This is a genomic window from Tsukamurella asaccharolytica (assembly GCF_007858435.1).
Lineage (GTDB): Bacteria > Actinomycetota > Actinomycetes > Mycobacteriales > Mycobacteriaceae > Tsukamurella > Tsukamurella asaccharolytica.
In genome coordinates this window covers 338,118-358,641 of record NZ_VIGW01000002.1, presented here as the reverse complement: position 1 = coordinate 358,641, position 20,524 = coordinate 338,118, and the positions used below count along the sequence as shown (strand labels likewise).

Sequence of the window (20,524 nt, the reverse complement as noted above, 5' to 3'; positions counted from 1 at the left end):
AACCCCGCCTGACCAGTACCTGGTCAGGCGGGGTTTCTGCGCTTCGCAGGCCCGAAACGCACGGGCTCGCATCGTGGGTGGCCCGACGGTCCGCCGTCAGGTCGGGGTGGGTGCGACCCGCCCCGTCACTTCGCCGAGGTCGATGCGGGTGCCGTTCGGGCCGGGGGCGGTCGCGCGGATGGTGACGACGTCGCCGTCCGCGAGGAAGGTGCGCTCGGAGCCGTCAGCCAGTTGCAGCGGTTCGGCGCCGTTCCAGGTGAGTTCGATGAGCGAGCCGCGCTGATCGCGCTCGGGACCCGAGATGGTGCCGGACGCGAACAGGTCGCCGGTGCGCAGCCGCGCGCCGTTCGAGGTCATGTGGGCCAGCATCTGCGCGGGTGACCAGTACATCGGCGCATAGGGCGGTCGGGAGACCGTCTCGCCGTTGAGCTCGACCGCGAGCTCGATGTCGAGGCCCCAATCCGTGACCTCGCGCAGGTGGGGGAGCGGCTCGGGCGACTGCGGGGGCGTCGCGACCCGCGCGGCCGCCAGGGCGTCCAGCGGCACGATCCACGGCGAGATCGAGGTCGCGAAGCTCTTGCCGAGGAGCGGACCCAGCGGCACGTACTCCCAGGCCTGGATGTCGCGGGCGGACCAGTCGTTGACGATGCAGACGCCGAAGACGTGCTGGGCGAAACCGGCGGTGCCCACCGGCTCTCCGGCGGCGCTGCCCGCTCCGACGACGAACCCGAGCTCCGCCTCGATGTCCAGTCGCACGGACGGGCCGAACACGGGGGATTCGTCCGACGGTGCCTTCCGTTGCCCGGCCGGCCGCACGACCGGTGTCCCCGACGCGACGACGGTACCCGCCCGCCCGTGGTAGCCGACGGGCAAATGTTTCCAGTTCGGCAGCAGCGCAGCGGAATCCGGACGGAACAGGCGACCAAGGTTGGTTGCGTGGTGCTCGCTCGCGTAGAAGTCGACGTAGTCGGCGACCTCGAAGGGCAGCAGCAGCGTCACGTCCGCGAGCGGGTGCAGCGCGGTCGCGCCCTCGGCCGCGCGCGCCGGATCGGTGAGCAGCGCGACGATCTCGTCCCGGACCCGGCGCCACTCTGTGCTGCCGCGGGCCAGGAAGCCGTTCAGCGACGGTTCTGCGAAGACCGGATCGTCCAGTGCGGCTGCGAGGTCGAGCACGTGATCGCCGATCCGCACCCCCACACGTGGTCGCGCTCCGGTGGGTCGGAAGACGCCGTAGGGCAGGTTCTCGACGCCGAAGCCGGAGCCGGCGGGCACGGGTGCCCAGGTGGTGGTCACGTTCGCTGTCCTTCGGTCAGAGGGGCGGGGGTGAGGCCGAGGGCCGCGGCCTCGGCGGGTGGGGTTGCGGTGCTGCAGGAGCCGTAGGCGCGGAGGAGACGGCGGGCCGCGGCGGCCCCGTCGGGCGGGAGTCCGCGGGCCTGTGCGGCGAGTGCGGCGCCGTCTGTGCTCTCCAGCACCGCGGTCACCGCTGCGCGGCCATCACCGGTCGCAGCGTGCGCGGCGGCGAGCAGCAGGTTGAGGAAACCGTGGTGGGTGAAGCCGGTGCTCGGATCTCGGTGTCGCACCGCGTGGTGCAACCCCGCCGTCGCCTTCACGGGGACGTTCGCGTCGGCCGCCGCCAGGAGGGCGTCGGCGACCTCGGCCGGGTGCGGGAACTGCTCTGCGGACGCGCCGCCGCACCGGATCTTCACCCCTGCTCCGCGCCCGGCGAGCAGCGCTGCCAGCCGCGGCGTGTCCGCGCGATCCGGTGCCTCGACGTAGACCGGCGTGCCGGAGGCGGTCGCGACCGGAAGAATCGCGGCCAGATCGACAGGACCGCGGGCGATCTCCACCAGCGCGAGCCGGAGGCGAGGATCGGCGTCGACCGCCGCGGCCGCGGCGGCGAGAGTGCCATCGGGCGTGGCCGCGGAGGCGATGAGGCCCAGCGAGATCCGATCGTCGACGGCGAGTCCGGCGCGCAGTTCGTCGATCCGTTCCGCCGGGCAGAGGAACCGCTGCGTGAGCATCGGATCGTCCGCCACGAGGTCGCGCCGGTGGCGTGCCAGGGACTCGCCCATCGACAGAGCGGTGGGCGGGAACAGGCCCGCGTCGTCGACGAGCGCCGCGAGGAGCGGGCTCATCGCGACCAACTGCGGTAGTACACACCGTCGTCCACTGCTCGCCCGCCCTCGCCCAGCTGTAGGGGCGCGAAGGTATCGACCATGACGGCGAGCTCGTCGAACCTGTCCCGTCCGATGCTGCCCTCCATCGCGCCCGGCTGCGGACCGTGCGCGTGGCCGCCGGGGTGCAGGGAGATCGACCCCGGGCCGATGCCGGTGCCCCTGCGTGCCTCGTAGTCGCCGGCCACGTAGAACATCACCTCGTCGGAGTCGACGTTCGAGTGGTAGTACGGCACCGGGATGGACAGCGGGTGGTAGTCGACCTTGCGCGGCACGAAGTTGCAGATCACGAAGCCCGGTCCTTCGAAGACCTGATGCACCGGCGGCGGCTGGTGCACTCGGCCCGTGATCGGCTCGAAGTCCGCGACGTTGAAGGTGTAGGGGTAGAGACAGCCGTCCCATCCGACGACGTCGAACGGGTGCGTCGGCAGCACGTAACGCGTGCCGGTGGCGCCGTTCGGACCGCGATGCTTGACCAAGAGCTCCACGTCGGTCGCCTCGCGCAGCAGAGGCCCCGACGGGCCGTGCAGGTCCCGCTCGCAGTACGGCGCGTGCTCGAGCAGCTGGCCGTAACGCGACAGGTACCGCTTCGGTGGCGCGATGTGCCCGCCGCCCCCGCCGCAGGCCTCGATGGTGTAGGCGCGCATCGTCGTCCCCGCCGCCGGAACCCAGCGGTGGGTGGTCGCGCGGGGGATCACCACGTAATCGCCGGTGCGGAATTCGAGGACGCCGAAGACGGTTTCGACGACTCCCGAACCCTCCTCGACGAAAACGCACTCGTCGCCGATCGCATTGCGGTACAGCGGCGATGGGCCTCCCGCCGCGACGTAGGAGATTCGCACGTCCGCGTTGCCCAGCACCAGCCGCCGCCCGGTGACCGCGTCCGCGGCGCGGGCTGCGGCATCGTCGAACAGGTCGTGCAGGCGCAGATGTCGCGGGAGCAGCGGGGCGTTGGGCGTCAGGCTCAGCTCTCCGGGTACCCAGGTCTCGGCGGAGGTGATCGCTGAGGGGATGCCGCGATGGTAGAGCAGGGACGAGTCCGATGAGAAGCCCTCCTCGCCGACCAGCTCCTCATAGTGCAGTTCGCCGCTCTCACGCCGGAACTGGGTGTGGCGCTTGGGTGGAACGGTGCCAACGCTGCGATAGTGGGCCATGGTGATCCTCCTGGATCGGGTGTCGCGTCAGAGGTTGCCGCGGCGGTCCTGCTCGCGTTCGATGGCCTCGAACAGCGCTTTGAAGTTGCCCTTGCCGAAGCCGAGTGAGCCGTGGCGCTCGATGATCTCGAAGAAGACGGTGGGTCGGTCTCCCAGCGGTTTGGTGAAGATCTGCAGCAGATACCCGTCTTCGTCGCGGTCCACCAGGATGCCGCGCGCGCGGAGCTCCTCGACCGGGACCCGGACCTGGCCGATCCGCGCCCGCAGTTCCGGATCGTCGTAGTACGCGTCGGGGGTGTTCAGGAACTCCACGCCCTCGGCGCGCAGCGCGTCCACGGCGGCGAGGATGTCGTTGGTCGCGACGGCGAGGTGCTGCGCGCCGGGTCCACCGTAGAACTCGAGGTATTCGTCGATCTGCGACCTCTTGGCCGCGATCGCCGGCTCGTTGAGCGGGAACTTCACACGGTGGTTGCCGTTGGCGACGACCTTGGACATGAGGGCGGAGTAGTCGGTGGCGATGTCGTCGCCGACGAACTCGGCCATGTTCGTGAAGCCCATGACGCGGTTGTAGAAGCCGACCCACTCGTCCATCCGGCCGAGCTCGACGTTGCCGACGATGTGGTCCAGGGCCTGGAAGATCCGCTTGGGCGCGCCGTCGCGCTTGCGGAAGGAGCTGGTGGCGGCCACGTAGCCGGGTAGGTACGGCCCGTCGTACCGCTTCCCGTCGACCAGCCGCTGCACCAGGGTGTGCCGGGTGTCGCCGTACGTGGCTATCGCGCCGATGCGCACGGTGCCGTGCTCGTCCGTCACGTCGTGAGGCTCCTCGAGCACCGTCGCGCCGGAAGCCCGGGCGTGCGCGATGCACCGATCCACGTCGGGGACCTCGAGCGCGATGTCGACGACGCCGTCGCCGTGCCGGGCGTGATGCTGTACGAGGGCGCTGTCGGGGCTGACGGCGCCCTGGACGACGAACCGGATGGAGCCGGACCGCAGGACGTACGCCTTGTGATCGCGCGAGCCCTGCTCGGGGCCGCGGTACGCCACGAGTTCCATGCCCCAGACGGACTGGTAGTAGTGCGCGGTCTGCGTGGCGTTGCCCACGACGAAGACGATTGCGTCCCAGCCGTTGACCGGGAAGGCATCGCGCGTGGCGTCATAGGAGACGAGGCCGACGAGCTGCTGGAGCTGCTCCACGCCGAGGCCCGCGAGCTTCTCCTCGTCGGTCAGGGTCTGCTCGAGGGAGGACTGCTCGGGCGCGGTCTTCGTGGTCATGGTCGTCTCACCTTCCGGGCCGGATGTAACCTGCGTCACGAATATCGCGCCGGAATCCGGCGGTGACAACTGAGACAGTTGCGACTGCTCAAACTGTCCCAAATGGCTGCCCATGCCGGTAAGAAAGTAGTCAGAGTGACTAGAAAGGACGTGGATTGTGGAACCTGTGATCCTGGACGACGTCGACTTCGCTCTTCTCGACTCGCTGTGCCGCGACCCGCAGATCGGCGTGCTCGAGACGTCGCGACGCGTCGGGGTCGCGCGGGCCACCGTGCAGGCGCGTCTGAAGAAGCTGGAGGAGGCGGGCGTCATCGCGGGCTACCAGCCGCACCTCGACGTCGCGGCCGCCGGCTTCGGGGTGCAATGCTTCGTCCAGCTCGAGACGGCGCAGGGCGAACTGAACTCCGTCGCAGAAGAACTCGCTGCGGTTCCGAACGTCCTGGAGGCCTTCGCGACCACCGGTGGAAGTGACGTGCTGTGCCGGGTCGCCGCCGCGTCGCACCAAGGACTGCAGGAGACGCTGCTCCGGATCGGGCGGTCCCCGCTGGTCGCACGGTCGATCAGCATCGTCGTGCTATCGGAGATCGTGCCCTTCCGCGCGATGCCTCTGTTGCGCACGCTGGAGGCGCGGCCGGTGTCCCGTGCGCCGCGCTACCGCCGCTGAGCGGAGGTACCAGCCCCGCACTCCCGAGGTGTGGCGCCGCTCGTTCCTACATCCGGCGCAGTTCCGGCCACAGCGTCGACCACGGCGCCCGCGGGTGGCAGAGCCGGATGTCCACGGCGGTCGACGCGGTGGGGAAGCCGATCCGGTAGTCGAACCGTCGGAGCGTGCGGGACGTCGAGCACATGTCGTCCGAGAACGGGGCGTCGGAGCTGATGACGCGGAGCACGGTCGTCGCCGAATCCGCGGGCTCGCCGAAGAACCCGTAGCCGCGGTTCGGGCTGTAGACCGGCGGCAGCCCCTTCCCGTAGTGCTGCAGAGCGGACGCCTGCCAGTAGGAACTGGCGACGATCGCCTGCGGTCGTTCACTTTCCGGGAGCTCCGTGATCGAATCCTCCACGGTGCGGGTCAGCTCGGGCCAGCCGAACTGGCCGTAGACGGAGATCTTCATGCCCGCCTCCATCACCGACTCCGGTGGCTCGATCTCGGCCTCGGGCGTGAACGGCAGGCTGACGACGATGGAGCCGACAGCGAGGAAGGACAGCGGCGCGGTGATCGCCACGCGCAGGCGAGGTTTCGGTACCGCCTCGAAGGCGACGGCGCCGGCCGCGATGATCACCGGCAGCATTCCTCCGGGGTAGTACGGCCGGCCAGCGGTGATGACGAAGACGATCACCAGCAATACGAAGGCGGGCGCGAGGAACCGATACGGCCGAAGCCGGTCCGAGCGCATCAGGGCGTACAGGCCGTAGAGCAGGAGCAGGCAACCGAGAATGCCGGCGGTGAGCAACATGATCGGGATGAACAGCAGGCGCCCGCCCGCGTACTGGCTCTCCTCGGCGACCTGCTCCGTCAGTCGGAGGTACGGCCAGCCGCGATCCGCCTGCCACAGTAGGGCGGGCACCATGGTGGCCACGGTGAGCGCTCCGCCCAACCACAGGGCGGGCCGACGTGCGAGATCGCGTGGGCCCCAGACGAGTGAGGCCACGATCGCGCACACCCAGAACACAGGGATCAGCCACTTGACCTGCATGTCGATCGCGGTCACCGCGCCTGCTGCGAACAGCAGCCAGTCCTGCCGGGTGCGGACCCAGCGCACCACGAGCCAGGTGATCGCCACCCACAGTGGGGTGTCGATCGCGTTGGTTGCGAGCAGCGAGGACTGCAACAGCAGGAAGGTGGAGGTCGCGTACGCGCCTGCGGTGAGTGCCTGCGCGAACCGGCCGCCGCCGAACTCGCGGGCGATCAACGCCGACATCAGGACCCCCACGAGCGTGAGGAGGATCGAAGGCAGGCGGAACAGCACGAGCGATTCCCCGGGCAGTGCGTCGCCGAGGAGCGCCAGCAGAGGCAGGATCGGCCCCTGGTCGGCGTAGCTCACCGACAGATGGTGGCCGGCGGCGATGAAGTACAGCTCGTCGCCGAACAGGTGGTACTTGCTCGCGCCGAAGCCTGCGGCGATCCCGCTCAGCAGCAGGACCGGCACGAGTGCGATCCACGCGACGGGCGCGGGTGCGGTGGTGCCGATTCGGTCGACGGGGGCGGACGCGGTCTCAGACATCGGTGTCCTCCGGTGGCGCGAGGGGTGTGGAACCGTGCGGCGAGGGCTGCACCGCGGCGAGGAAGACGCGGACCATCTGCTCCGCGTGGCTGTCGAGGTCGAGGGACGGATCACGTGCGGCGCGCCCGGCGGCACCGTCGATCGCGTCGCGGATGAGACGGGCCATGATCGTCGCGTCGAAGTCGGCGGAGAACTCGCCGGATTCCTGGCCGTCGCGCAGGATTCCGGCCAGCGGTGCGAGCATCTCCTGCTCGCCGTCGTTCGGGGTGAAGGCGGGGGTGCCGTCCGGGTTCCGCAGGTTGAGGACCACTTCGACCATGGCGCCCAGGAATCGCCGCTCCGTCTTGATGTACTCGAGGTTCGTGGCGATGTAGGTGCGCAGGATGTCGGTGGCGGTGTGCTGCTCAGCGAGCCTGGGACCCATGAATTCCGCGCCGGCTACAAACAGGTGGATCACCACCTGCCGCATCAGGTCGTCCTTGCCGTCGAAGTGGTAGGAGATCACGCCCTTCGAGATTCCGGCCTGGCGCGCGATGCGGGCCAGCGTGGCGCGGCCGTACCCCTCGTCGGCGAGCACTTCGACCGCCGCCGCAATGATCTGCCGGCGGCGGGCCTCCTCGATGAACGATCTCTGGCCGCCCGGTTCGTTTTCTGGCCGCATGGTCAGAAAATAGCACGTGCGGCCAGACTTGTCGACCCTGTTTGGCCTGTGCGTCCCTAGCGGGAGGTGCTCCGCCCTCGCGTGTCGTGCATTCCCCATGTCCATGGACCTAGGGAGGTGGCCGCCCCGCTAGGGGCGGCGGGAGGCGCACGAAAAACGGGGCCCTCCGTGATGGAGGACCCCGTTTCCCGGGCTGCAGTAGGTGGCTTGATCAGGCCTCGGTGGTGCGCGTCGGGCGCGAACCCAGCTCCTCGTCGAGGCGCAGGAGGCCGGGGCCGTCACCGTCGATCAGCTTGAGGCGACCGACGATCTCGCTGACCGTGGCCTCCTCCTCGACCTGCTCGCTGACGAACCACTGGATGAGGGCCTTGGAGTCGATGTCGTCCGCGGCCGCGCGGTACAGGTCGCGGATCGACTCCGACACGCGGCGCTCGTGCTCCAGCGCGACGTTGAAGACGTCGAGAACGGTCGTCACGTCCACCTTCGGAGCGGCGGAGGCGCCGATCTTCGGGTGGTTGTCGCGATCCGAGAGGTGATCGATCCACTTGTTGGCGTGGACGATCTCCTCGTCGGCCTGATGGCGCAGCCAGGCCGCGATGCCCGGCAGATCACGGATCTCCATCTCGATGGCCAACTGGCGGTAGACCAGCGAGGCCTCGAACTCGAGTGTGATCTGATCGTTGAACTTCTCTTCGAGTGCGTCCGTGAGCTTCATGAACCCGACTCTAGAACCGTTCCAGTCATCGTGCAACGCAGGCAAGGCGACCCTTTCTGCAGGTCAAGTGCTATTTCTTAGGTTAGCCCTACCCCTCTTAGCTGCGCCTATCACAAGGTCGAGGACCACGAACGCGAGGAGCGAGACACCGAAGACCGGCAGGAACCAGCCGACGAACGCGACGCCCAGAATCGCCGGAATCGCCTGCGACGGTTCGACCTTCCGGAGCGCACCCCGCGCCGGCGGGTTCGGGAACCCGCCGCGTTTCGGGCGCCGCTGCCACCACATCAGGTATCCGCGCACGATCACGGTCACGAGAAGTGCTGCGAACGCAACCAATGCGATCTGGTTGAGCAGACCGAACTGCCAGCCCATGTGGGTGTTGATGAGCAGCTCCGTCGCCTTCGCCATCAGCGGCCACGACGCGAAGGTGAGGACTGTGATCACCTGGCCGGTCGCCGGATCGACGGTGGCGGAGTCGATCCCCATTCGCCACGGCTGGCGGGTCTGCGCCACAGTGATCGCGACGTCGGGATCCGTGGGGATCGAGACCTGGACGGCACCGTCGACCCCGCGGGCGGCGGCCGCCGTGACGGCGCGGTCCAGGATCGCGATGTTCTGGGCGCGGGTCCGCTCGGCGACCTCCGGCGCGACGACCGATGGGGCGGCGGGCATCTGGTGATCGGCGTGCTCGCCGCCCCCGCCTGGCCCGCTGGCCGGCTGCAACGACGTGGACAGCGCGGGCTTGGTCCAGCCCAGTTCCGTCCGGAGCTGGGCGACGTTCTCGCCCGCGTACTTGGACCACGTCAGGCCCGTCGCGGAGAAGAACAGCAGCCCGACGAGTAGCCAAGTGCCCACCGCGGCGTGCCGGCTCATGCGGCCGCCCCGGCCCCGGGCCTTGCGGTCGTAGGCCAGCATCCGGCGCGGGTTACCGCGCCGGTGCCGCCACCACAGGTAGAGGCCGCCGAGCGCGACCACCCACAGCCACGACGCCGCGAGCTCGCTGTAGAAGCGACCCACGTCGCCGAGGTGCAGATCGACGTGCAGCCGGTCGATCCAGAACCGGATCGGCAACGCCTCCACGGAGCCGTACACCGGGAGCGCGCCCTGTACCTGCGCTGACGCGGGATCGACGTAGACCGCGAGCTGGCGGCCGTCGGCAGCCAGCGACGGATCGTCGAACAGCACCCGGGTCGTGAGCCCGGGGCCCTCGCCGGTCCGCACCGCCGACACGGGAAGGCCCGGTCGGTCGGCCTGTGCCGCCGCGACCTGTTCGGCCAGCGGGCGGGCGGGCCCGTCCGTCCGCGCCTCGAGCTGGTCGGCGTAGACGAACTTCTCGACGGTCGGCGCAGCGGCGTACAGGCCGCCGCTGATCGCCGCGATGAGGAGGAACGGGCCCACAAGGAGTCCGGCGTAGAAGTGCAGCCGCATGATCGCGGCGCGCCACCCGGTTCGCGCGGGGGCGGCCGAGGGAGGGGGTTGGGTCGGCGGCGCGTTCTCGGCCGCTGAATCGGTCACTGACATGAGGACACCTCACGAAGTTGTGCGCGTACGCGCGAGGAGCCCGGGCGGCGCAGGGCCGATCCGGGCAGGTGACAAGGGGGTGTGGGGTGTCAGGCGGGCGGCGCGCGCAGCGCCCCATGGCGTGCGAGCACGGGGAGCGGGATGGCGCAGAAGGTCCAGATCGGGGCGACGACGCTGCGCGACCGATCGCGCCAGGTCGGGGTGAGCGGTGTGAGCGTCGCCAGCGCGACGCGCAACGCGTGCTCCGCGCCGGCGATGACGGCGCCGGCGAGCACCGCCGCGCCGAGGTGCGCGGTGGCCATCGCGGGGCTCAGCGCGAGGTGCCCCATCGTCAGGCCGAGCGCGAGGTGGCAGATGCCCTGGCCCGCGAGCAGCAGCCCGGCGACGGCGCGTGGTCCGGCGGTCCGGGGCCGCGCGGCGAGCACGCTCAGCGCGGCGCATGCCACAGCCAGGAGTAGGACCGCGGTCACCGGGATCGACGGTGGCGCAGGCGCGTCCATCGCCGGCATGCTCATGGCCGGCATCGAGGGCATTGCGTGCCCGCTCATGTCGTGTCCGGGCATCGACGACATCGTGTTCCCGGCCATCGAGTGACCCGCCATCGCGGATCCGCTACCGCGCATGGCGACCGCGTGCGCGGTCAGGCTCGCCGCGAACGAGACCGCGCCCACCGCCATGCCACGGACAGTGGCTTCGGGGCTGGCGGGGCGGAACACACGCGGAATACTACTCCCCGTAGGGGACTGCTCAGGAGCCCGGAATCGCAGGTCAGAACCGGGCGGCAGACACGAAGGCCCGGATGAGTTCGGGGTCCTTCACACCGGGCGTAGATTCGACGCCGCTGGAGACGTCCACGCCCGAAGGGCCGAACGCGGCGATCAGCGCCGCCACGTTGTCCGGGCGCAGGCCGCCGGCGAGCAGCCAGCCCACGGAGGGCGGTACCGGCAGGTCCTCGGGTGCGAACGTCGTGCCGGAGCCGGGCACCGTCGCGTCGATGAGTAGTCGCTCGTCGCCCGCGTGGCCCGCCGCCGTGAACCGGGCGGCGGAGATGGCGCGGATGGTGCGCAGGCCCGACTCGGTGGCGCGCGCGAAATGGTCCGCGGGCTCGTCGCCGTGCAGCTGGATCGTGCTCACGCCGGCCTGCCGGGCGAGGCGGAGAACCTCGTCGATCGGCTGGCCGCGGAAGACGCCGACGGTCTCGACGCCGCGCGGTACCCGAGCGACCAACTCCGCGGCCACCGCGGGGTCGATCAGCCGGACGCTGCCGGGGGCGAAGACGAAGCCCACCGCGTCGGCGCCGGCCTCGACGGCGGCATCAACGGTCTCCGGGGTCCGCAGCCCACACACCTTGACGAACACGGCCCGATACTAGGTCACGGCAGGTCGCCGCCCGCACCGCGGAGGAAGGCGCCGCTCACGGCGACGGCGGGCGCGGAACTCTCGCCGGAGACCACGAGGGTCGCGAAGGCGAGGTCGCCGACGATGCCCGCGAACCAGCCGTGCGCGTGGGTGTTGTCGCCGAACTCGGCCGTGCCGGTCTTGCCGCCGAGTCCCCCGATGTCGCGCAGGGCGGTCGCGGTGCCCGACGTGACCGTCTCGCGCATCGCCGTGCGCAGCGCGTTCGCGATACCCGGATCAATGGGCTGGGGCTGCGCGTTGGCGGGAGCCGGCTCACCGTCGAACAGGGCAGGACGGACGGTGTTGCGGGCCGCGAGGGAGGCCTCGACGACGGCCATCCCGAAGGGCGAGGCCGTGACCCGGCCCTGGCCGATCGACTCCTCCACGCGTTCGGCGGGCGTGCGCGCCGCGGGGACCGAGCCGGTCACCGTCGTGATCCCCGGGATGGTGTAGTCCACCCCCAGACCGAACCGCTTGGCCGTGTCGGTGAGGGCCGTGTCGCCCAGCTTGGTGCCCAGTCCCGCCATCGTGGTGTTGCAGGACTTGGCGAAGGCGGTGTGCAGGGGCACGGTGCCGAGCGCGAACTCGTTCTCGTTGGGGATCGTGCGGTCGCCGAAGGTTGCGCGCCCCGGGCAGGCGAGCTCGGCGTCGGGCGTGGTGATCTTCGCATCCAGCGCGGCGGCGGTGGTGATGGTCTTGAAGGTCGAGCCCGGCGGGTAGAGGCCGGTCAGCGCGACGGGGCCCTGTCCGTCGGCCGCGGCGTTCTGGGCCACTGCGAGGATGCCGCCGGTCGACGGGCGGATCGCGACGAGCATCGTCGCGCGCTTCTCGCCCGCAACGGCGAGGTTCGCGGCGCGTTGAAGACCTGCGTCGAGCGTGGTGCGCACCGGTTCGACCTGGGCGGCGGGGAAGGAGTCGACGAGCCGGAGCGGCTTCCCCGCCCCGTCGACGATGGTGACCGAGGAGCCGGCGGCGTCGTCCACGGTGCGGCGCCACCGCTCCTCCAGGCCGGAGACGACCGGCGAGCGCAGGACCGGCGCAGCGGTGAGGAGACGCCCCTCCTCCCGAACCGTGACCCCGCCGATTCCGGTGAGCGGGCCGACCTTCTTCGCGTCCGCGGCGCGCAGGGAAATGACCGCAGTCGGGGAGTCTTTGCCCTCCACGGTTTTCCGTAGACCCGCCGCGGTCACCGACGGATCAACGGCAGCGAGCCGGGTGGCGAGAGGATCCGCCGCGGAGGCGGCCTTCGCCGGGTCCAGGTTCACGACCGTGACCGTCTGCCAGGTCATGAGCGGCGCGTTCTTCCGGTCCACCACCGGTGTGGTGTACGGCTTCTCGTCGGCGTAGAGCAGCCGCGCGCCGTCGACGGTCGCGTCGGGATGCACGACGGTCGGCTCCCAGGTGACCTTCCCGCCGCCCGCCGCGACCTTCGTGGTGAACCGCACGCCGTGCTTGCGCGGCAGCGCCCACGACCACGTGAGAGTTCGGTCCTCGCCGTCCTTGCCCGCAGTGACGGTGGGCGTCGCCGTGCCCATGCCGTCGAAGGTGGCCTGCAGGGCCTTCGCGGCGGACTCGGGATCGGAGGTGAGATTGGCGGCGTGGGAGGCGTCGCGGCCCGAGAGGGCGGTCGCGAACTTGGTCACCACATCGTCGTCCGAGCAGGCGACGACGGACCCCGCCAGGGCTGCGGTCACGACGACCGCCGCGCCGCCGCGGGTGAGTCGGATCAGGATGGCGCGCATGCGCCCAGTCAACCCGTATGCCGCGATACTCGCCAAAGAGCGAAACCAGCCATGTCGATTGCAGTTCGCTATCAGTCCAGGTCGATCGGTACGCGAAGCGCGTCGACCGCGAGGGCCGCGACCGTTCCGATGGCCGCGTCGACCCGCGGCAGGCTCGGATCGTTGCGCGCCGCGTGGGTGAACACGGCCACCGCGACCGGGTGCTCGCCGGGGTACGCGACGACCGCCACTTCATTGCGGAGCGCGCCGAGGGTCCCCGTCTTCCCCGCGATCGACGGGGCCGAGCCGAAGCCCGAGGCGATCCGGTGACGAAAGACCTGCCCGGCGAGCGCTGCACGCGCGAAGGCGCACTGCGCGGCAGATGCCGCGGCGTCAGACCACACCGCGGCGAGCAGCGCGGTCATGTCCGCGGCCGTGGTCGCGCTGCCGAAAGTCGGATCGTAGGCACGGACGGGACGAGCGAGATCGTCGTCGGCGAGCGCTGCGAAGGCCTCGGCGACGGTGTGCGTATCGGTCTCCGCCATCATGGCCGCGTGGATCTCGGCGTCGCCGCCCACGATCCGCGTGCCACGCAGCCCCAGGTCGTGGACGACCTTCTGCACGGCGTCGAGCCCCACCATCCGCATCAACTCGCCCGCTGCCGCATTGTCGGAGACCGCGATCATCGAGCGCAGGAGGTCGCGCACGCTCATCTCGACGGGATCGGACAGCGTCGCGATACCGGTCGGCCCGGGCGTGGCCGCCGCGGGATCGACGAGCACCCGGGCTCGGGGATCGAGCCGTCCCTCATCGACCGCGCGCCCCGCCGCCACCAGCAGCACCACTTTGTAGACCGACGCGGGCACGACGGGCTGCTCGCCGCCGACGGACAGCGTGGCGACCGGATCCGACGTTCGGCCCACGACGCGTGCGTGCAGCCAGCCGTTGCAACCGGCATCGGCGAAGACGGCGTCGATCCGCTCGGCGGTGGTCACCGGCCCAGCCGCCACAGCACCGACTCCAGCCGCGTCGCGTCCGGGTGATCGCGGCGCCCGAGGACCTTGACCCGCAACGGGAAATCCGAGGCAGGGCGGCGCGCGGTCCCGGCGGGGGCATCGCCGCCGGCGGGGGCGGGCGTGAACGCCAGGCCCGCGGCCACCGCGGCGTGTGCGGCGGCCTCGGTCTCGGTGATGAGCACCGTCGACGTGATGCCGCGTGCCGTGAGCCGGTCCAGGAGCAGGTCGGCCGCGGGCGGGTTCGCCGCGCGCGGCGGCAGCGCCACCGCCAGCGCCGACAGGTCACGAAGGCGGGGCGAGCGGAAGCCCTCGGGGACGAGAAAGTCTCGCTGTAGCGCGATCACCGGGCCCGACGGTGCGCCGTCGCCCAACACGGGGTGTTCGACCACCGCGACGTCGAGGAGATCCTCGGCGACGGCCCGCGCGAGCTGCGGCGAGGCGCCGGCCGAGAGAGTCAGTGGCGCACCGTCGACCCGGGGCGACAGGGCGGCGGCGCACGCGGCGGACACCGCGGAGCCGAGCGCGTCACAGAGCGCGACCCGGCGCTCCCCTGCCCCCGCTCCCAGCCGCGCCGCCTCGGCCACGAACCGGTCCGCGTCGCGGACCATGACCCGAGCGCGGGGGAGAAGCTCACGCCCGGCCTGGGTGAGGTCGGCGCCCCGTCGGCTCCGGTCGATGAGCGTGACACCGAGGGCCTCCTCGAGGCGGCGCAGGCCGGCCGAGACCGGCGGTTGCGTGATGCCGAGGCGGTCCGCCGCGCGACCGAAGTGCTGCTCCTCGGCCACCGCGACGAAGAAGCGCAGGTGCCGGACGAGGTCCATGCGCCGGAGTCTAGCCAGCCGAGTCCCGCGTGCGCGGACCCGGGAACCGCAAGGATCGGCACTGCTCACACCGGCCGGCAGACCCTGGAATCATTCCAGAGTCGGGCGTACTCTAATTCGCATGACTGAGGTGGACACCGCCGAGGACCGGCTGCGGGGTGTGGGGCTGCGGATCACCGCGCCCCGCGTCGCCGCGCTCGGCTTCCTCGACCGGCACCCGCACGCCACGGCCGACGACGTGGCCGAGTACCTGCGCAGCAGGCTCGGCACCGTCGCGACGCAGACCGTCTACGACGTGCTGCGGGTGTGTGCGCAGAAGGGGCTGCTCCGGCGCATCGAGCCCGCCGGATCGGCGGTCCGGTACGAGGCCCGCGTCGCCGACAACCACCACCACCTGGTGTGCCGGTCGTGCGCGAAGATCGTCGACATCGACTGCGCCGTGGGCGCCGCGCCGTGCCTCACCGCCGACGACGATCACGGTTTCGTCATCGACGAAGCGGAGGTCACCTTCTGGGGCTACTGTCCCGACTGTGCTCCCCGAACGACCGCATCGTCGGTCTGATGGAGACCATCGCCGGGAGGCCGGTCGCGGATCGGACTAGTGTCGGAAGGGACCGCTCGGACGGGGCGGACACCTACGCGAAGGAGCGCCGGATATGAGCTTGGACGTCGTCTACACCATCTCCTCGACCGCCACCGGTGGCGGCCGCGACGGGCACGTGAAGTCCGCCACCGGCCGCATCGACCTGGACACCCGGCCCCCGAAGGAGATGGGCGGCAACGGTGAGGGGACCAACCCGGAGGAGCTGTTCTCCGCCGGTTACGCGGCGTGCTTCCTGGGCGCGATCCGCGCAGTCGGCCGCAACGAGAAGGTCGCCGTCCCGGACGACACCACCGTCGACGTCACCGTCGGCTTCGGCAAGACCGATTCGGGGTTCGGCATCAACGCCGCTATCAAGGCCACCCTCCCGGGCCTCGCCCAGGCGGACGCGGAGGCTCTCGTCGCCAAGGCGCACCAGCTGTGCCCGTACTCGAACGCGACGCGCGGCAACATCGACGTCGACCTCACCACCGCGGTCTGACCGAACCCTGAGCACTCTGCTGCGGCCCGCCGCCCTGGGACTGGTCTTCCTCGGCGGCGCGGCGGGCACCCTCGTGCGCGCCGAGGTGGGGCGCTGGCTACCGCACAGCCCCTACCCGTGGGCGACGTTCGCGGTGAACCTGATGGGCGCCTTCCTCCTCGGCGTCATCGTCGAGGCACTCGCCCAGCGGCCCGACGACGAACGGCACCGCCGCGTTCGGTTGCTCCTGGCCACCGGCTTCTGCGGAGGTCTGACGACCTACAGCGCGTTCGCGCTGGACATCCACGCCGCGGCGTCCGCGGTCGGCGCCGTGTACGCCGGCGCGACGGTGCTCCTCGGCCTCGTCGCGGCCCTGGCCGGGGCGGCGGTGGCACGCCGATGACGACCGTTCTGATCGTCCTCGGCGGGGGCCTCGGGGCCGTTCTGCGCTACGTGGCCGACGGTGCGCTGCGTGGCCGCCTGTCCGTCTGGGCGACGGCGGCGATCAACGTGTCCGGATCGTTCGTGCTGGGCGTCCTGGCCGGCGCGGTCGCGGGCGGCGGGCTCGGCGGGACGGCGCTGGCGGTGCTCGGTACCGGCGTGTGCGGCGGCTACACGACGTTCAGTACGGCCACCATCGAGACCCTGACCCTGCTGCGCGACAAGCGCTACCGCGATGGCGTGGTGTACGGGCTGTCCACGCTCGTCGCGAGCGTCGTCGCGGTGTGGAGCGGCTACGCGCTCGGCGCGCTCTGATTCATGCGCCGCTGCGCTCGACCGCGTAGCGGTACACCGGTCGGGTGAGGGCGAGCGAGACGAGCATCAGAAACATGACGATCAGTGCGCCCCACATCGGAAGGCCGGCGAGTGGCGCGCCGTTGTGGTCGACGCCGAATCGGCTCACCGGATCGGCGTAGGCCCGCGGGTTGCCGAGCAGAACGGAAGCGGCGGCCAGCAGGAAGCCGACGAACGTCACCAGGCCGTAGAGCAGCGTCGCCCAGCGTTGTCCGAACAGGGCGAAGAGCCCCGTGAAGGCCATCGCCGCGACGGCCCCGAGCCCTACGATCGCGATGATCAGGATCGTGATCGTGCGCACGCCCAGCGGTGACGTGGGGAAGCTCCCCGGGTAGCCCGCGGTGCCGAGTAGCGCCGAGCACTGGATGATCGCCGTCACGTACAGGGCGATGGCCCCCGCGCCCGCGGCGAGCGAGACGGGGATCCACAGCCACATCGCGCCGGGACGGCGCACCGTCGCCATTACGCGAGTTTCGCCTTGACGGCGGACGAGAGCCGCTTGCCGTCCGCGGCGCCCGCCGCCTTCGCGCTCGCGATCTTCATGACCTGGCCCATTTGGCGCACCGTCGGCGCCTCGCCGAGTTCCGCGGTGACCTCGGCGACGGCGGCGTCGACCAGGGCGTTCAGGTCGTCGTCGCTCAGCTGTTTCGGTAAGTAGCGGGACATCACCTCGGCCTCGGCGCGTTCCTTGGCGGCCAGCTCGTCGCGGCCGTTCTCCTCGAAGATCTCGGCGGCCTCGCCGCGCTTCTTCACCTCGCGCGCGACCACCTTGAGGAACTCCTCGTCGGTCAGGGCGTGCGCCGTGCCGGAGGTCTCCTCGTTCTGGATGGCCGAGAGCAGCATGCGCAGGGTGCCGGTGACGAGCACGTCCTTCGACTTCATCGCGGTCTTGAGATCGTCGCGGATAGCGGACTTCACTTCTGACATGACGTCCAAGTTACGCGGTGTGCGGCGGTGCGGGTGCTGAGTATTCTGGGGGAATGGCAGTTCATCCTCTTCTCAAGGCCGGCGCCGGACTGGCGGGCGCGGGGGCCGCGTCCATCGCCTACGCGGGAGTCTTCGAGCGCAACGCCTTCACCCTGCGCGAGCACACGCTGCCGATCCTGCCGCCGGGGACGCCGTCGGTCCGGATCCTGCACATCTCGGACCTGCACATGACGCCGGGGCAACGGCGTAAGCAGGGGTGGGTGCGCGAGCTGGCCGCACTTGAGCCGGACCTCGTGGTGAACACGGGCGACAACCTGTCGCATCCGCGGGCGGTCCCCGCGGTGGTGCAGACGCTCGACCCCCTCCTCGCGCGGCCGGGCCTGTTCGTCTTCGGCTCCAACGACTACTTCGGGCCGACGCCGAAGAATCCGGCGAAATACTTCGACAAGAATCACGAGCGGCAGCACGGCGCCCCCCTGCCCTGGCAGGATCTGCGAGCGGCGTTCGCGGAGCGCGGCTGGCTCGACGCCACGCACGCGGTGCGGCGTCTCGAGGTCGGTGGGGTCACCATCTCGGTCGCGGGCGTCGACGACCCGCACATCGATCGAGACCGGTACGAGACCGTCGCCGGTCGCGCCGACGAGGCAGTCGACCTGCGGCTCGCGCTGACGCACTCTCCGGAGCCGCGTGTGCTCGACCGTTTCGCCGCCGACGGCTACGACCTCGCGCTCGCCGGCCACACGCACGGCGGGCAGTTGTGCCTGCCGGTGTACGGCGCGCTCATCACCAACTGCGGGCTGGATCGCTCGCGAGTGAAGGGCGCCTCCGCCTGGGGCGCGCACATGAAGCTGCACGTGAGCGCCGGGCTAGGAACGTCGCCGTGGGCGCCGTTCCGCACGTTCTGCCGCCCCGAGGCATCGCTCCTCACCCTCATCGGCGCGCCCGTGCGCGACCGCGAGGCGGAGCTCGGCCCCGTCATCGCCCCCGAGGCGGTGCGGGCCTGACCTGCCGATTTCCCGCCCGTAGCTGGCTGTAGTAGCCTTATCGAGGTTGTCACCACGGGGTGTGGCGCAGCTTGGTAGCGCGCTTCGTTCGGGACGAAGAGGTCGTGGGTTCGAATCCCGCCACCCCGACTCGTTGGTTGAGACGACAGCAGGGGCTCTACCTGGGGAAACTCGGGTAGAGTCCTTACTTGTATCCGTGGTCGGGGATCGCCTGGGAGAGCCTCGGTAGGCAGCGGGATTTCTCCCACCGTCCAGATGTCCGAATCGGGTAGGCAGAACTGCCTACCGCGCGGGCTCCTCGGACGTGGTTCGGGACTTGCCCGCGAGCGCCGTTGTCCGCGCTTCATCGAGCTTCCCCGACACGGCTTCCAGATCGTCGGGGAACAGGTCGGCGTACGTGTTGAGGGTGAGCCCCGCGTCCTCGTGCCCGAGCATCCGCTGGACCGCGAGCACGTTCGCTCCTGAGCTGATCGCAGAGCTTCGCGAGCTGCGGGACGCCCTCGCGGACTCCGAGCTGACCGTGGACACCATGACAGCCCCCGTCCTCAACGTGCTCCTGGCGACGATGCGCCGCCAGCCGAGCCTCGCGCTCGGCTACCTCGGCACCGTGACCGATCAGTCCCTTCGCGAGCACCTCGTGGCGTGGCTGGTCGAGAACGAGCGCGAGCAGGGCGGCGTGCTCGCCGACTACACCGTCTGGGACACCGTGCTCGACCTCGAATCGGGGACCGTTCCGTCCGCCGAGGAGGCGGCGGACCTCCGCGAGGTGCTGGACGAGGAGCTGGCGGAGTGGGCACGAACGCTGTTCGCGGACGCCGATGCACTGCGGCGCGAGGCGGCCCAGCTCGCGCAGGAGGCGGGCACCAAGCCCGACACGGCGGTCTGGCAGGCGTTTGACCTTGCCGCCGAGGCGGTGCGGGAGACCACGGGCGGCCCCGACTGGGGCGCAGGATCAGCAGCAGAACAGCAGTTGGAGGCGATGGTGCAGGCAGAGCGTGAGCGGCTACGGGCCGTACCCGAAGTGGCGGCGACCACGGCAGGTGGCGAGACGGCTCCGCTGCTGCCCTCGACGACGGCGAAGGCGGCGGAGGAGCCCGTGACGGCGCAGGCGGAGCAGAGCGCGTCCGAGTCGCCCGAGGGCACCGACGATCCCGAGGCATACATCCCTGATCCCGTAGGCACTCCACCGATGCACGCTCACGTCGAAGATGTCGATGACGGCGCGTATCTGGACGCCGTGTTCTGCACACCGCTACTGCGCGAACTGCGTGCCCGTGCGGAGGCTATCGGCGTGAGCCCGCTAGCGGCGCTGGCGTACCTCATCTGCACGGTCGCGGACATCCTCCCGCCGCACATCATGACGGTCTTCGACCATGCACGCCCCCTCCCGATGAACCTGGCGTGGGCGCTGCTTGGGCCTGCGGGGCTGGGCAAGGGCGAGAGCGCGAAGATCGTTGAGCGCCAAGTGGAAATCCGCGTGCCGGACGGAACCCCTGTGACCGCGAACGGAGGGTGGGCGAAGCCTCATGTCTCGCCGAGGTACGCGATCCAGTCGGGGCAGGCTCTCGCCGCCGAGTACCTGGGGGAGGTCAAGTCGGACCCGCTGGCGGGTGTGCTGAACCTGCAGGGCGGGAACGGCGGGAAGAAGGGCGACCCGAAGGTCACGACGGAGCGCGTGCAGGTGTCCGAGAGCCGTTGGATCGAGTACACCGAGGTGGGAAAGCTCAACAAGCTCCTGACGATGATCAACTCGATCCTCTGGGAGGAGCTGAAAGCCGCCGTGAGTGGTGAGACACTCGGGGGGAAGACGAAGACCGATCCCACGATGCTCCGTGGTATCTATCGCTTCATCCTCACCGTGCACGCGCAGGACGACAAGCTTGGTGTGCTGCTCGAAGACCTCACGGGCGGACTCGCGCAGCGTCTGTTGTTCGCAGATGCGATCCCCCGCACGCCGTTTGGTGTCGCGCTGCCAGGCAAGCTCGTGATCACGTTGCCGAGCGGCTCCGTGATCCGCTATCGTGAACCTACGCTGTGTTGAGCACCCCGTTGAGCCCCT

General features: G+C 70.5%; 23 protein-coding genes and 1 tRNA gene. 8 read left to right on the top strand and 16 right to left on the bottom strand.

Annotated features, from left to right (window positions below; genetic code table 11):
* Positions 1–96: 96 nt before the first annotated feature.
* The 4 genes from fahA to hppD are packed head-to-tail and all read right to left on the bottom strand — an operon-like array spanning position 97 to position 4,600.
* Positions 97–1,293, bottom strand: a complete 1,197-nt coding sequence (gene fahA, locus FK529_RS05050; RefSeq protein ID WP_205124357.1) for a fumarylacetoacetase — start codon at positions 1,291–1,293, stop codon at positions 97–99.
* Positions 1,290–2,135: a hypothetical protein gene (locus FK529_RS05045; protein ID WP_146559928.1), complete on the bottom strand. Its 846-nt coding sequence runs from the start codon at positions 2,133–2,135 to the stop codon at positions 1,290–1,292. The genes fahA and FK529_RS05045 overlap by 4 nt, the downstream gene beginning before the upstream one ends.
* The gene (locus FK529_RS05040) at positions 2,132–3,328 is read right to left on the bottom strand and encodes a homogentisate 1,2-dioxygenase (RefSeq protein ID WP_146559927.1); all 1,197 of its coding nucleotides are present in this window, start codon (positions 3,326–3,328) and stop codon (positions 2,132–2,134) included. The genes FK529_RS05045 and FK529_RS05040 overlap by 4 nt, the downstream gene beginning before the upstream one ends.
* A 27-nt stretch (positions 3,329–3,355) precedes the next feature.
* Positions 3,356–4,600 (bottom strand): 4-hydroxyphenylpyruvate dioxygenase, encoded by a 1,245-nt coding sequence (gene hppD / locus FK529_RS05035; RefSeq protein WP_146559926.1) that lies wholly within the window; start codon positions 4,598–4,600, stop codon positions 3,356–3,358.
* A gap of 154 nt (positions 4,601–4,754) precedes the next feature.
* Between hppD and FK529_RS05030 the strand changes: the two genes are divergently transcribed.
* Positions 4,755–5,264 carry an Lrp/AsnC family transcriptional regulator gene (locus FK529_RS05030; protein WP_166436380.1) on the top strand — a complete coding sequence of 170 codons (510 nt, stop codon included), beginning with the start codon at positions 4,755–4,757 and terminating at the stop codon, positions 5,262–5,264.
* 46 nt (positions 5,265–5,310) lie between these two features.
* Here FK529_RS05030 and FK529_RS05025 read toward each other — a convergent pair whose 3' ends face one another.
* From FK529_RS05025 to FK529_RS04985, 9 genes are all read right to left on the bottom strand, one after another.
* Complete coding sequence (locus FK529_RS05025) at positions 5,311–6,822, bottom strand: ArnT family glycosyltransferase (protein ID WP_146559924.1); 1,512 nt, start codon at positions 6,820–6,822, stop codon at positions 5,311–5,313.
* The gene (locus FK529_RS05020; protein WP_146559923.1) at positions 6,815–7,483 is read right to left on the bottom strand and encodes a TetR/AcrR family transcriptional regulator; all 669 of its coding nucleotides are present in this window, start codon (positions 7,481–7,483) and stop codon (positions 6,815–6,817) included. Before FK529_RS05020 ends, FK529_RS05025 begins: the two co-directional genes overlap by 8 nt.
* A 211-nt stretch (positions 7,484–7,694) precedes the next feature.
* On the bottom strand, positions 7,695–8,198 hold the full coding sequence (locus FK529_RS05015; RefSeq protein WP_146559922.1) for a ferritin: 504 nt from the start codon (positions 8,196–8,198) through the stop codon (positions 7,695–7,697).
* Between the two features lie 63 nt (positions 8,199–8,261).
* The gene (locus FK529_RS05010; RefSeq protein WP_146559921.1) at positions 8,262–9,722 is read right to left on the bottom strand and encodes a PepSY-associated TM helix domain-containing protein; all 1,461 of its coding nucleotides are present in this window, start codon (positions 9,720–9,722) and stop codon (positions 8,262–8,264) included.
* Between the two features lie 89 nt (positions 9,723–9,811).
* A complete protein-coding gene (locus FK529_RS05005; RefSeq protein WP_146559920.1) occupies positions 9,812–10,438 on the bottom strand; it encodes a hypothetical protein in 627 nt (208 codons plus the stop codon).
* Positions 10,439–10,490: 52 nt separating this feature from the next.
* Positions 10,491–11,081 (bottom strand): phosphoribosylanthranilate isomerase, encoded by a 591-nt coding sequence (locus FK529_RS05000; protein WP_146559919.1) that lies wholly within the window; start codon positions 11,079–11,081, stop codon positions 10,491–10,493.
* Positions 11,082–11,095: 14 nt separating this feature from the next.
* Positions 11,096–12,862: a penicillin-binding transpeptidase domain-containing protein gene (locus FK529_RS04995; protein ID WP_146559918.1), complete on the bottom strand. Its 1,767-nt coding sequence runs from the start codon at positions 12,860–12,862 to the stop codon at positions 11,096–11,098.
* A gap of 71 nt (positions 12,863–12,933) precedes the next feature.
* Entirely contained in the window at positions 12,934–13,836 is a 903-nt protein-coding gene (locus tag FK529_RS04990) for a serine hydrolase (RefSeq protein WP_146559917.1), read from the bottom strand.
* A complete protein-coding gene (locus FK529_RS04985; protein WP_146559916.1) occupies positions 13,833–14,678 on the bottom strand; it encodes a LysR family transcriptional regulator in 846 nt (281 codons plus the stop codon). Before FK529_RS04985 ends, FK529_RS04990 begins: the two co-directional genes overlap by 4 nt.
* A gap of 121 nt (positions 14,679–14,799) precedes the next feature.
* On the opposite strand from FK529_RS04985, the gene FK529_RS04980 reads away from it, so the two are divergent.
* The 4 genes from FK529_RS04980 to FK529_RS04965 all read left to right on the top strand — a co-directional run bounded on the left by FK529_RS04980 (position 14,800) and on the right by FK529_RS04965 (position 16,495).
* Positions 14,800–15,240: a Fur family transcriptional regulator gene (locus tag FK529_RS04980; RefSeq protein WP_146559915.1), complete on the top strand. Its 441-nt coding sequence runs from the start codon at positions 14,800–14,802 to the stop codon at positions 15,238–15,240.
* Between the two features lie 94 nt (positions 15,241–15,334).
* Positions 15,335–15,760, top strand: coding sequence for an organic hydroperoxide resistance protein (locus FK529_RS04975; protein WP_146559914.1), 426 nt, complete (start codon positions 15,335–15,337; stop codon positions 15,758–15,760).
* 7 nt (positions 15,761–15,767) lie between these two features.
* Positions 15,768–16,142 (top strand): fluoride efflux transporter FluC, encoded by a 375-nt coding sequence (locus FK529_RS04970; RefSeq protein ID WP_146560148.1) that lies wholly within the window; start codon positions 15,768–15,770, stop codon positions 16,140–16,142.
* Positions 16,139–16,495, top strand: coding sequence for a fluoride efflux transporter FluC (locus FK529_RS04965; RefSeq protein ID WP_146559913.1), 357 nt, complete (start codon positions 16,139–16,141; stop codon positions 16,493–16,495). Before FK529_RS04970 ends, FK529_RS04965 begins: the two co-directional genes overlap by 4 nt.
* Before the next feature lies 1 nt (position 16,496).
* Here FK529_RS04965 and FK529_RS04960 read toward each other — a convergent pair whose 3' ends face one another.
* A complete protein-coding gene (locus FK529_RS04960) occupies positions 16,497–16,997 on the bottom strand; it encodes a hypothetical protein (protein WP_146559912.1) in 501 nt (166 codons plus the stop codon).
* On the bottom strand, positions 16,997–17,461 hold the full coding sequence (locus FK529_RS04955; RefSeq protein ID WP_146559911.1) for a GatB/YqeY domain-containing protein: 465 nt from the start codon (positions 17,459–17,461) through the stop codon (positions 16,997–16,999). Before FK529_RS04955 ends, FK529_RS04960 begins: the two co-directional genes overlap by 1 nt.
* Positions 17,462–17,514: 53 nt before the next feature.
* Between FK529_RS04955 and FK529_RS04950 the strand changes: the two genes are divergently transcribed.
* Together FK529_RS04950 and FK529_RS04945 are read left to right on the top strand one after the other, a co-directional pair.
* Positions 17,515–18,465 carry a metallophosphoesterase gene (locus tag FK529_RS04950; RefSeq protein WP_146559910.1) on the top strand — a complete coding sequence of 317 codons (951 nt, stop codon included), beginning with the start codon at positions 17,515–17,517 and terminating at the stop codon, positions 18,463–18,465.
* A 55-nt stretch (positions 18,466–18,520) separates the two neighbouring features.
* Positions 18,521–18,594: transfer RNA gene (locus tag FK529_RS04945), tRNA-Pro, on the top strand.
* A gap of 153 nt (positions 18,595–18,747) precedes the next feature.
* Here the strand turns inward: FK529_RS04945 and FK529_RS19955 are convergent.
* On the bottom strand, positions 18,748–18,918 hold the full coding sequence (locus FK529_RS19955) for a hypothetical protein (protein ID WP_158635049.1): 171 nt from the start codon (positions 18,916–18,918) through the stop codon (positions 18,748–18,750).
* Between the two features lie 76 nt (positions 18,919–18,994).
* Between FK529_RS19955 and FK529_RS04940 the strand changes: the two genes are divergently transcribed.
* Positions 18,995–20,506 (top strand): hypothetical protein, encoded by a 1,512-nt coding sequence (locus tag FK529_RS04940; RefSeq protein ID WP_146559909.1) that lies wholly within the window; start codon positions 18,995–18,997, stop codon positions 20,504–20,506.
* Positions 20,507–20,524 lie beyond the last annotated feature (18 nt).

Excerpts from the sequence above, each read along its gene's own strand:
- FK529_RS04955 (WP_146559911.1), bottom strand. The coding sequence starts at position 17,461 with ATGTCAGAAGTGAAGTCCGCTATCCGCGACGATCTCAAGACCGCGATG.
- FK529_RS05040 (WP_146559927.1), bottom strand. The coding sequence starts at position 3,328 with ATGGCCCACTATCGCAGCGTTGGCACCGTTCCACCCAAGCGCCACACC.
- FK529_RS04980 (WP_146559915.1), top strand. The coding sequence starts at position 14,800 with ATGACTGAGGTGGACACCGCCGAGGACCGGCTGCGGGGTGTGGGGCTG.
- hppD (WP_146559926.1), bottom strand. The coding sequence starts at position 4,600 with ATGACCACGAAGACCGCGCCCGAGCAGTCCTCCCTCGAGCAGACCCTG.
- FK529_RS05025 (WP_146559924.1), bottom strand. The coding sequence starts at position 6,822 with ATGTCTGAGACCGCGTCCGCCCCCGTCGACCGAATCGGCACCACCGCA.
- FK529_RS04975 (WP_146559914.1), top strand. The coding sequence starts at position 15,335 with ATGAGCTTGGACGTCGTCTACACCATCTCCTCGACCGCCACCGGTGGC.
- FK529_RS04965 (WP_146559913.1), top strand. The coding sequence starts at position 16,139 with ATGACGACCGTTCTGATCGTCCTCGGCGGGGGCCTCGGGGCCGTTCTG.
- FK529_RS04985 (WP_146559916.1), bottom strand. The coding sequence starts at position 14,678 with ATGGACCTCGTCCGGCACCTGCGCTTCTTCGTCGCGGTGGCCGAGGAG.
- FK529_RS05020 (WP_146559923.1), bottom strand. The coding sequence starts at position 7,483 with ATGCGGCCAGAAAACGAACCGGGCGGCCAGAGATCGTTCATCGAGGAG.
- FK529_RS04960 (WP_146559912.1), bottom strand. The coding sequence starts at position 16,997 with ATGGCGACGGTGCGCCGTCCCGGCGCGATGTGGCTGTGGATCCCCGTC.
- FK529_RS04950 (WP_146559910.1), top strand. The coding sequence starts at position 17,515 with ATGGCAGTTCATCCTCTTCTCAAGGCCGGCGCCGGACTGGCGGGCGCG.
- FK529_RS05045 (WP_146559928.1), bottom strand. The coding sequence starts at position 2,135 with ATGAGCCCGCTCCTCGCGGCGCTCGTCGACGACGCGGGCCTGTTCCCG.
- FK529_RS04995 (WP_146559918.1), bottom strand. The coding sequence starts at position 12,862 with ATGCGCGCCATCCTGATCCGACTCACCCGCGGCGGCGCGGCGGTCGTC.
- FK529_RS04940 (WP_146559909.1), top strand. The coding sequence starts at position 18,995 with ATGACAGCCCCCGTCCTCAACGTGCTCCTGGCGACGATGCGCCGCCAG.
- FK529_RS05010 (WP_146559921.1), bottom strand. The coding sequence starts at position 9,722 with ATGTCAGTGACCGATTCAGCGGCCGAGAACGCGCCGCCGACCCAACCC.
- FK529_RS05015 (WP_146559922.1), bottom strand. The coding sequence starts at position 8,198 with ATGAAGCTCACGGACGCACTCGAAGAGAAGTTCAACGATCAGATCACA.